The sequence below is a fragment of the Pedobacter gandavensis genome (genome assembly GCF_032678745.1).
GTDB classification, from domain to species: Bacteria; Bacteroidota; Bacteroidia; order Sphingobacteriales; family Sphingobacteriaceae; genus Pedobacter; species Pedobacter gandavensis_C.
The window spans coordinates 239,052-249,070 of sequence record NZ_JAVTST010000008.1; the positions used below are offsets into that span (position 1 = coordinate 239,052).

The following is a 10,019-nucleotide window of genomic DNA, read 5'->3' on the forward strand; positions in this document are numbered from 1 at the left end:
TATGATCGCATTAATACAGGGTGCTAATGATAGCCTTAACCAAATTGTTGATACCGCGAATAACGCCACCCAAGCCGTAACTGCAGCAGCTCCCGAACTACATTTCATCGACCTTCTTTTTAAAGGTGGTTGGGTAATGATCCCCCTTGCCTTTCTTGCATTTGCAGGCTTGGTTATTTTTGTTGAAAGATACTTGACCATTAGAAAAGCCTCTAAAACAGAGTCGAACCTAATGCTTCATATTAAACAATATATTCACGAGGGTAGATTGGATAATGCCATCACCTTGTGCAGAAACAATAACTCTCCTCTAGCCAGAATGTTGGAAAAAGGATTGAAAAGAATTGGTCGTCCAATTAAAGATATTGAAGCGGCAATTGAAAATAATGGAAAACTTGAAGTATCTAAACTGGAGAAAAATATTGGAATCCTTGGTATCATTGCCGGTATTGCACCAATGCTTGGTTTCGTAGGTACAATTATCGGTGTAATTACTATTTTTCATGATGTATCCATCAAAGGAGCTATCGAAATTGGAACCATCTCTGGTGGTCTTTATACTAAAATGATTACTTCTGCAACAGGTTTGATCATTGGTATTATTGCTTATGTATTGTATCATATCCTAAATATGATGGTAGAACGTATCATCCTAAGAATGGAAACTGACGCTATTGAGTTCATCGATCTATTAGAGGAGCCAGGAAAATAATGAATCTACGTAAAAGAAATAAAGGAAATGTAGAGGTTCATACTTCCGCATTGAATGATATCATGTTCTTCCTCATGCTATTTTTCCTGCTGGCATCTGCTGCAGTGAATCCGCAAGTGGTAAAACTGTTATTGCCAAGATCGGAATCCGGACAACAATCCGCTGCACAGAAAACGGTTACTGTATCCATAGATGAAAAGTTGAATTATTATGTAGATAAAGAACGTACCTCTCTGGAAGGTATTCAGCCGGCAATTGAAGTATATCAAAAAGCTTCTCCCGACCTGACTATCGTACTCTATGTAGCCAGAGGAGTTTCTATTGAAAACACCATGGCGGTATTCGATGTTGCGAATAAATTAAAGCTTAAAGTTGTACTCGCTGTAGAACCTAAGAAATAATGACGTACCCAAAAGAAGAAAATAATTATCCTAAAGCAGTAGCCATCTCTACTGGTATTATGATTGCCCTCATCGCATTGAGTTTCTTCATTGTGATTGGGTCATTCCAGCCTCCTGTGGAAGCAGGTATGGGTGGTATGGTAGTCAATTATGGAACCTCTGTCGAAGGAATGGGATCGGATTATACCAGTATTGAGGAGCCTTCTGCAGATCCGAATGCCAATCAGAAAGCGCCGGATAAAGTAGTGCCAACAGAGCCTACCAAGGAGACGCCGACGCAGCAGAACAGTACCAAAGAGATTGTGACTCAAAGTACAGAAGATGCGGTGGCCGTAAACACTAAAAGCAGCCCGAAAAATACGGCTCCAACAGCAACGGTAGAAAGTAAACCAGCAAAACCAGTCATCAACCAAAATGCCCTTTATAAAGGTAAAGCCAATAAAGGTACAGGTGGTGGCGATGGAACAGGAACAACTCCTGGAAATCAAGGAGACAAAGACGGTGATCCTCTAGCCAATAATTATGGTGACGGCGGATCTGGTTTTGGAGAAACGCCTATTGCACTTAGAAAATTCACTAATTTAGTTACGCCGCAAGATGATGGTCAAAAAACCGGAAAAATTGCAGTTAGGATTAAAATCAATAAAAGTGGTGTCGTAATAGATGCAACTCCAGGTGTAAAAGGCACCACTCTAAATGATAGAGAACTATGGAGAAAATGTAAAGAAGCTGTAATGGGTGCCCGTTTAACTCAGGCAGATAATGCCCCTGATGTTCAAATTGGTGTCGTAGTATTCAATTTTAAGGTAAAATAAACCCTGGTATTCTTTTTAGAACTCCAAAATGAACTATAAACAAACCCTCGATTACTTATATAGTAAACTACCGATGTTTACTCGTGTTGGCGCTGTAGCCTATAGAAAAGACTTACACAACACCATCGCCATGTGCGAAGAACTGGGAAATCCGCAGGATAAATTCAAAACCATACATGTAGGTGGAACCAATGGCAAAGGTTCCACTTCACATATGTTGGCTGCCATCCTTCAACAAGCAGGGTATAAAACAGGATTATACACCTCCCCCCACCTTAAAGACTTCAGAGAACGTATAAGAATTAATGGAGAGATGATCCCCGAAGATTTCGTAACTGATTTCGTCGAAGAGCAGAAAAACTTAATGGAATCACTTCAACCCTCGTTTTTCGAGGTCACTGTAGCAATGGCTTTTTCTCATTTTGCTAAAGCTGAAGTAGACATTGCCATTATTGAAGTTGGACTTGGTGGCAGAATTGATTCCACTAATATCATTACTCCAGAACTTTCAGTAATTACCAATATTAGCCTTGACCATACCAATATTCTAGGAAATACCCTTCCTGCAATTGCAACAGAAAAGGCTGGGATCATTAAAAATTCTGTCCCAGTAGTTATTGGGGAAACCCAAGCGGAAACAGAGAAAATATTCATTCAAAAAGCTGAAGAAACAAATAGTCCAATCTATTTTGCAGATCAAAACTTAAAACTTCATCAGCTTAAAAAGTTAGGGAAATACTTGAATGTAACTATCTCTAATAGCAATACGCCCTTATATTCAGCATTGGAACTAGATCTCAATGGCGTTTATCAGCGTAAAAATATACTAACTGTAATTGAAGCTATTCAAGTCTTGAAACAGCAAGGTTTTAAAATTGAAGATGAAGCTGTTTATACCGCATTAAAGAATGTAAAAGGGCTAACCGGATTACAAGGACGCTGGCAGACGCTAAGCGAGAACCCCTTAGTAATTTGTGATACGGGACACAACATAGCTGGTGTTACAGAAGTTATGCAAAACATCAATGATACTCCTCATGACCAACTACACATTGTTATAGGTATGGTTAATGATAAAGATATTAGTGGCGTTTTACAACTACTCCCGAAAGATGCACATTACTATTTCTGTCAGCCAGAATTGGAAAGAGCACTGCCTGCAAGACAGCTTTCAGAACAAGCTAAAAATCATTTTTTAATTGGTGATGTCTTTCCTAGCGTTCAGCTGGCCTTTCATGCGGCAAAAGACAACGCAAATGCTAATGACCTGATATTCATAGGAGGAAGCACATTTGTGGTAGCTGAAGTACTATAAAATCTTTACACAATAGTAATATCAATAACTATTTCGAATAGCTACCTTTAAAAATTCCTTAACACCAAAATATGATTCGTTATTTACTGATATATGAATCTTTGCTTTTAAAATAATACAGAATGAAAAGAGTTTACCTGTTATTTTCTGCACTACTTATTACCTGTAGTGTATCGTTGGCACAAAAGAAAACAGCTACTGTTTCTAAAAAAGATTTCCCGGCATCAGTCGACAGACCAAAGCTGGTAGTTGGTCTGGTGATCGATCAGATGAGATGGGATTATCTTTACCGTTATTACAGCAGATATTCTGCCGGAGGTTTCAAAAGACTGATCAATGAAGGTTTCTCTGCAGAGAACACTTTTATCCCTTATACCCCTACTTACACTGCTTGTGGTCACGCTAGTATTTACACTGGTTCAGTTCCGGCAATCAATGGAATTATAGGTAACGATTGGTATGATCCACAACTAGGTCGTAATGTATATTGCGCAGAAGATACTAGTGTAACCAGTGTAGGCAGTACAACAATGGCTGGGGTAATGTCTCCAAAAAATATGTTGACCACCACTATTACTGATGAGCTTCGTCTGGCAACAAACTTCCAGGGAAAAGTAATCGGTATTTCAATGAAAGATCGTGGCTCCATACTTCCTGCAGGACACTCAGCAAATGCAGCTTATTGGTTCGATGGACAAACAGGCGATTGGATTACCAGTACTTATTACATGTCCCAACTTCCAACATGGATGCAGGATTACAATAAAATCAAATTGGTTAACAAGTTTTATGAAAAAAACTGGCCGACCTTGTACCCAATAGAAACCTATACTCAGAGTACAGCAGATGATAAAAACTATGAAGGAAAAGCTAGAGGAGAACAAAGCCCAACCTTCCCTCATCCTTTAAAATTATATATGGGGAAGAACTATGAAATGATCAAAAGTACGCCTTATGGAAATACCATGACTTTAGACCTGGCTAAATTAGCCATTCTTTCTGAAGACCTTGGACAGGATAACGTCACTGATTTTCTTGCGGTGAGCTGCTCTTCTACTGATTATGTTGGTCATCAATATGGTCCAAACTCTATCGAAGCTGAAGATACTTACCTAAGATTAGACAAAGATTTGGCTGATTTTTTCGATTACCTGGATGCTAAAGTTGGTAAAGGAAACTATCTATTTTTCTTATCAGCAGACCATGGTGCAGCTCACGTTCCTGGTTTCATGGCCGAAAATAAATTACCTGGTGGAACAGTTGATGATGGCCCAATCATGAAAGAATTAAATGGACGCCTGGAAGAGAAATTTGGCCTTAAAAAGACTATCATCAAATCGATGAATAACCAGATCTACTTTGACCATAAACTAATTAATACGGCAAAAGCAGATTTTGATGCTATAAAATCTTTCAGCATTGAATTCTTAAAAACTCAAACAGGTTTTATGAATGCAGTAGACTTAAACAAAGTTGGTGCAAGTACACTACCTGAACCTATCAAAACAAGAATAAGCAATGGGTATAATGCTAGAAGAAGTGGAGATATTTACTTTATCCTGCAATCTAATTATTTCGACAGCAATAGTAAAACCGGTACAACCCATGGTTCTTGGAATCCATACGATTCCCATATTCCATGCGTATTTATGGGCTGGAATGTAAAACCTGGAAAAACCAATAAGACACATTATATGACAGACATCGCGGCTACATTAGCTGCTATGTTACACATTCAAATGCCTAGTGGTTGTGTTGGCGAACCTATTACCGAACTTACCCACCAATAAACGGGACAACATTTCTCTTTGAGTATTATTAATACTTAAAGCGCATTGACTAATCTTAATTTCAACACTTAAAAGACCGCCAGAACGAAATGTTCCGGGCGGTCTTTTTTTTCCAAACACTTTTGTATTGATTTGGCTATGCTCACCACCTAAGCCCAGTTTTTGTTACATTTGTTTACCAATTATAAAACCATTCTATGGAACAAATCGAGATCTATAAACCTAAAAATAAAATACGTTTTGTAACTGCTGCAGCCTTATTTGACGGACATGACGCTACAATTAATATCATGCGTCGAATCCTTCAATCCTCAGGAGCAGAAGTCATTCATCTTGGTCATAACCGTTCTGTAGAAGAAGTAGTCAACTGCGCCATTCAGGAAGATGTCCAAGGTATTGCTATGACCTCTTACCAGGGTGGCCATATTGAATATTTCAAATATATGTACGATCTGTTACAGGAACGTGGCGCTTCCCATATTAAAATTTTTGCAGGAGGAGGAGGAGTAATACTTCCATCAGAAATTCTGGAATTGCAGGAATATGGGATCACAAGAATTTATTCTCCAGATGATGGCAGAAAAATGGGCTTGCAAGGGATGATCAACAATATGCTCGAGCAGACAGATTACATTACCGTCACCAGTCTGAATGGAGAACTCAAATCCATTCCACAAAAGAATGTAAAGAGCATTGCTTCTGCAATTACAGTTGCAGAAAATGATCCAGAAGGCGCACAAAAATTTGTTGATGAGCTAAAAAAGTTAACCTTAAAAAATCAGGCCCCCGTACTTGGGATAACCGGAACAGGTGGATCAGGAAAATCATCTCTGGTAGATGAATTAGTAAGGCGCTTTTTAATGGAAGTCAAGGACAAAACCATGGCCATTATATCCGTCGATCCTTCAAAGCGCAAAACGGGAGGAGCTTTACTTGGCGATAGAATTCGTATGAATGCAATTAATAATCCTAGGATTTATATGCGCTCATTAGCTACTAGACAGGCCAATCTCGCATTATCTAAAAATGTACAAGAAAGTATTGATATCTGTAAGGCTGCAGGATATGATCTTATCATCGTCGAAACCTCTGGAATTGGCCAGTCCGATACAGAAATAACTGAACATTGTGATGTTTCACTATATGTGATGACACCAGAATTTGGTGCTGCTACCCAACTGGAAAAAATCGACATGCTTGATTTTGCTGACTTGGTAGCCATTAATAAATTTGATAAACGTGGTGCTTTGGATGCCTTACGCGATGTACGTAAACAATACAAACGTAATCATAATCTCTTTGATGCTAAAGATGAAAATATTCCAGTGTTTGGTACCATGGCTTCTCAATTCAATGATCCTGGAATGAATAATCTTTTTTCTGCTCTTATGGATAAGATTAAAGAGAAAACCAAGGTTGATTTTAATGCACAAATGGAGCTCAGTACTTCCCAATCAGAAAAAATATACATTATTCCACCTGACAGGATCAGGTACCTAGCAGAAATAGCTGAATCTAGTCAGACCTATAATGAATGGGTAGAAAAACAAAGTAGTATTGCCAGAAAATTATATCAGCTACAAGGCGTAATACAGCTTTCTAAAGACGAGAAATTAAATAAAGAGCTTCCGACAACAACAAGCATCTATGATGCCTTACAAGGCATTTATCAACACCTGGAAGAGCAACTAGACGCTGAATGTAGAAAACTGCTCCGTCAATGGCCAGAAACTAAAATCAAATACAAACAAGAATACTTCGTTTATAAAGTCAGAGATAAAGAAATCAAACAACCTTTGTTCTATGAATCTTTATCTAAGTTGAAAATCCCTAAAGTTTCCCTTCCCCGCTATGAAGACTGGGGAGATATATTGCACTGGTTACTTACGGAAAATGTACCCGGAGAGTTTCCTTATGCGTCAGGTGTTTTTCCATTAAAACGCGATGGAGAAGACCCAACACGTATGTTTGCAGGTGAAGGTGGCCCGGAAAGAACAAATAAAAGATTTCATTATGTTTCTTTAGGACAACCAGCACATCGACTTTCTACCGCTTTTGACTCTGTTACATTGTACGGTGAAGATCCACATATCAGACCTGACATTTATGGTAAAATAGGTAATTCAGGTGTGAGCATTGCAACCTTAGATGATGCCAAAAAGCTATATTCTGGATTTGATCTTTGCGCGCCTTCAACCTCTGTATCAATGACGATCAACGGTCCAGCACCTATGCTATTAGGTTTCTTTATGAATGCTGCCATAGATCAACAATGTGAAAAATACATCATCGAACAAGATCTACAGCAAGAAATCAATGCTAAAATTAATGCTATATATAAATCGAAAGGACTCGAAAGACCAAGTTATAGTGGCGCGCTCCCTGAAGGTAACAACGGTTTAGGATTAATGCTACTAGGTGTAACTGGAGATGAAGTGCTACCAGCAGATGTCTACGCAAAAATCAAAGCTTATGCCATCAGTACTGTACGAGGAACCGTTCAAGCAGATATATTGAAAGAAGATCAGGCTCAAAACACATGTATTTTCTCTACGGAATTTGCACTTAGGATGATGGGAGACATCCAAAGTTATTTTATTACAGAAAAGGTAAGAAATTTTTATTCTGTATCAATTTCAGGCTACCATATTGCAGAAGCCGGTGCAAATCCTATATCTCAACTGGCCTTTACCTTAAGCAATGGTTTTACTTTTGTAGAATATTATCTAAGTAGAGGTATGAATATCGATGATTTCGCTCCAAATTTGTCCTTTTTCTTCTCTAACGGTATTGATCCAGAGTATTCCGTAATCGGAAGAGTAGCTAGAAGGATCTGGGCTAAAGCCATTAAGAATAAATATAAAGGTAATGACCGCTCACAAAAGCTAAAATATCATATTCAAACCTCCGGCAGATCATTACATGCACAGGAAATTGATTTTAATGATATCCGTACCACATTACAAGCATTATATGCCATTTATGACAATTGTAATTCCCTACATACCAATGCTTATGATGAAGCAATCACTACACCTACAGAAGAATCTGTACGTAGAGCGATGGCAATACAACTCATTATTAACCGGGAATTAGGTCTTGCAAAAAATGAAAACCCATTGCAGGGTGCCTTTATTATTGAGGACCTAACTGATTTAGTCGAGGAGGCAGTATTACAAGAATTCAAGCGTATCAATGATAGAGGTGGTGTTTTAGGCGCGATGGAAACTATGTACCAAAGAGGTAAAATCCAAGAAGAAAGCCTTTATTATGAAACCCTTAAACACAATGGGGAATACCCCATTGTTGGTGTGAATACCTTCCTAAACAAAAATGGATCTCCAACTGTTGTCCCGGGAGAAGTGATTCGAGCTACAGAAGAAGAGAAACAATATCAAATTACAGCATTAAAAACGTTTCAGGATAGAAACGCCGCTCACACAGTCTCTATACTTAAAAAGCTACAAAAGTCAGCCATAGCTGGTGAAAACATATTTCAGAACCTTATGGAAGTATGTAAGGTATGTTCATTAGGACAAATTTCAAATGCATTATATGAAGTTGGCGGCCAATACAGAAGAAATATGTAATTATACCAACCCCACATGGATATCCTAAAATTGAAATAAACAAGAAAGCCTGAATAAATTATTCAGGCTTTCTTGTTTTATTTTATACTATTATTTAAGAGTGTATCCAACTGAATTTATAATCCATTGTAGGATTTTTCATTCTATCTGCTACACGCAATAATCTATTTGGTAATGCCATGATATAATCACGAGCTTTCTCACCAGTTTCGTTTAAATCAGACATAGTATCTAATTTCCACTCTTCGATTAGCTGTTGCATGATTTCTACATAATCTACAGCCGTATAAACGCCTAAACGTTGTGCTGCATCCGTAAAATGACCAAAGGTTTGTCCGATTTTAAGTCCCATTTCACGAAGGAAATGAGCAGGCATTACAATCTTCTTACGCATCATATCTTCAAAAGCTACCATAGCTTCATTTGGATCTACCTCAAATATTTTAGCCATGAAGTCCTTATATGCTTTGGCATGACGAGCTTCGTCAGAAGCAATTACACCACACATCTTGGAAAGTAATGTGTCTCCATCTCTCTTAGCCATTGAAGCTACTCTTCTATGTGAGATATTCGTAGCCAATTCCTGAAAGCTGGTATATACAAAATTTCTATATGGGTCATGTCCTGTACCTATATCAAATCCGTCGGCTATTAAATATTGAGTTGATATCTCCATCTGGCGCATATCAACACGTCCAGAAAGGTAAAGATATTTATTTAATAAATCTCCGTGTCTGTTCTCCTCAGCAGTCCAATGACGCACCCATTTCATCCAACCACCTTGTTCATTTTTAGTGATGTCATCTACCATCGTCAACCATGATTCATAAGTAGGCAAAGCCTCCTCTGTAATGGTATCACCGATTAAGACAGCAACAAGGTCATATGACAACCCATCTGCATTCTCACGTAATTGTTTTATATCCTGGAAAAATGTATCACTCGTTGAATCCGGCAAGAAATCAGAAGGTTGCCAATTAGTGTCAATCGGTTTCAAGTAGGTGTCCATCACTTCAAGCATATAGCCTTCAATGTGTAACATCACTTCTCGTCTTTTTTCTGCGAAAAAACTCATTGTTTTTTATGTTTTAAATTAGTTTCAAAGATAACCAAAAAATGGATATTTTATCGCTACACCATTTTTTTATTCGCAATTAAGCCCTTCAAAAAATTAGTTTTTCGACATTAAATTTGGTCTCATCTCCAAACAACATTATAGAAAAGAATAAGTTTTTAATATTCCAGTTCTTAACCGTTTTCTGGAACTAATCGCTTTGAATAATTATAGAAACAAAACCATAACATGACACGATTCCTACTGTTAAAAGCAAAGGGTGCATGAACAGGAATAGAACTACAACAGAAGACACAGTATAGAACTATCTAATCAGCAGTA

At 38.0% G+C, this 10,019-nt stretch carries 7 protein-coding genes; 6 read left to right on the forward strand and 1 reads right to left on the reverse strand.

Translation table 11 applies throughout. From position 1 onward, the window contains the following. Position 1 precedes the first annotated feature (1 nt). The 6 genes from R2S10_RS21350 (at position 2) to R2S10_RS21375 (ending at position 8,623) form a co-directional block, all read left to right on the forward strand. Positions 2-712: a MotA/TolQ/ExbB proton channel family protein gene (locus tag R2S10_RS21350; protein WP_316842443.1), complete on the forward strand. Its 711-nt coding sequence runs from the start codon at positions 2-4 to the stop codon at positions 710-712. Continuing rightward, entirely contained in the window at positions 712-1,113 is a 402-nt protein-coding gene (locus R2S10_RS21355; RefSeq protein ID WP_316842444.1) for a biopolymer transporter ExbD, read from the forward strand. The genes R2S10_RS21350 and R2S10_RS21355 overlap by 1 nt, the downstream gene beginning before the upstream one ends. Then, complete coding sequence (locus R2S10_RS21360) at positions 1,113-1,928, forward strand: energy transducer TonB (RefSeq protein WP_316842445.1); 816 nt, start codon at positions 1,113-1,115, stop codon at positions 1,926-1,928. The genes R2S10_RS21355 and R2S10_RS21360 overlap by 1 nt, the downstream gene beginning before the upstream one ends. 28 nt (positions 1,929-1,956) lie before the next feature. Continuing rightward, on the forward strand, positions 1,957-3,243 hold the full coding sequence (locus R2S10_RS21365; protein WP_316842446.1) for a folylpolyglutamate synthase/dihydrofolate synthase family protein: 1,287 nt from the start codon (positions 1,957-1,959) through the stop codon (positions 3,241-3,243). A gap of 122 nt (positions 3,244-3,365) precedes the next feature. After that, the gene (pafA, locus tag R2S10_RS21370; RefSeq protein ID WP_316842447.1) at positions 3,366-5,033 is read left to right on the forward strand and encodes an alkaline phosphatase PafA; all 1,668 of its coding nucleotides are present in this window, start codon (positions 3,366-3,368) and stop codon (positions 5,031-5,033) included. 197 nt (positions 5,034-5,230) lie between these two features. Next, a complete protein-coding gene (locus R2S10_RS21375) occupies positions 5,231-8,623 on the forward strand; it encodes a methylmalonyl-CoA mutase family protein (RefSeq protein WP_316842448.1) in 3,393 nt (1,130 codons plus the stop codon). Positions 8,624-8,717: 94 nt separating this feature from the next. Here R2S10_RS21375 and R2S10_RS21380 read toward each other — a convergent pair whose 3' ends face one another. After that, a complete protein-coding gene (locus R2S10_RS21380) occupies positions 8,718-9,698 on the reverse strand; it encodes an acyl-ACP desaturase (RefSeq protein ID WP_316842449.1) in 981 nt (326 codons plus the stop codon). Positions 9,699-10,019 lie beyond the last annotated feature (321 nt).

Coding starts and splice junctions, on each gene's coding strand:
- R2S10_RS21350 (WP_316842443.1), top strand. CDS start 2: ATGATCGCATTAATACAGGGTGCTAATGATAGCCTTAACCAAATTGTT.
- R2S10_RS21355 (WP_316842444.1), top strand. CDS start 712: ATGAATCTACGTAAAAGAAATAAAGGAAATGTAGAGGTTCATACTTCC.
- R2S10_RS21360 (WP_316842445.1), top strand. CDS start 1,113: ATGACGTACCCAAAAGAAGAAAATAATTATCCTAAAGCAGTAGCCATC.
- R2S10_RS21365 (WP_316842446.1), top strand. CDS start 1,957: ATGAACTATAAACAAACCCTCGATTACTTATATAGTAAACTACCGATG.
- pafA (WP_316842447.1), top strand. CDS start 3,366: ATGAAAAGAGTTTACCTGTTATTTTCTGCACTACTTATTACCTGTAGT.
- R2S10_RS21375 (WP_316842448.1), top strand. CDS start 5,231: ATGGAACAAATCGAGATCTATAAACCTAAAAATAAAATACGTTTTGTA.
- R2S10_RS21380 (WP_316842449.1), bottom strand. CDS start 9,698: ATGAGTTTTTTCGCAGAAAAAAGACGAGAAGTGATGTTACACATTGAA.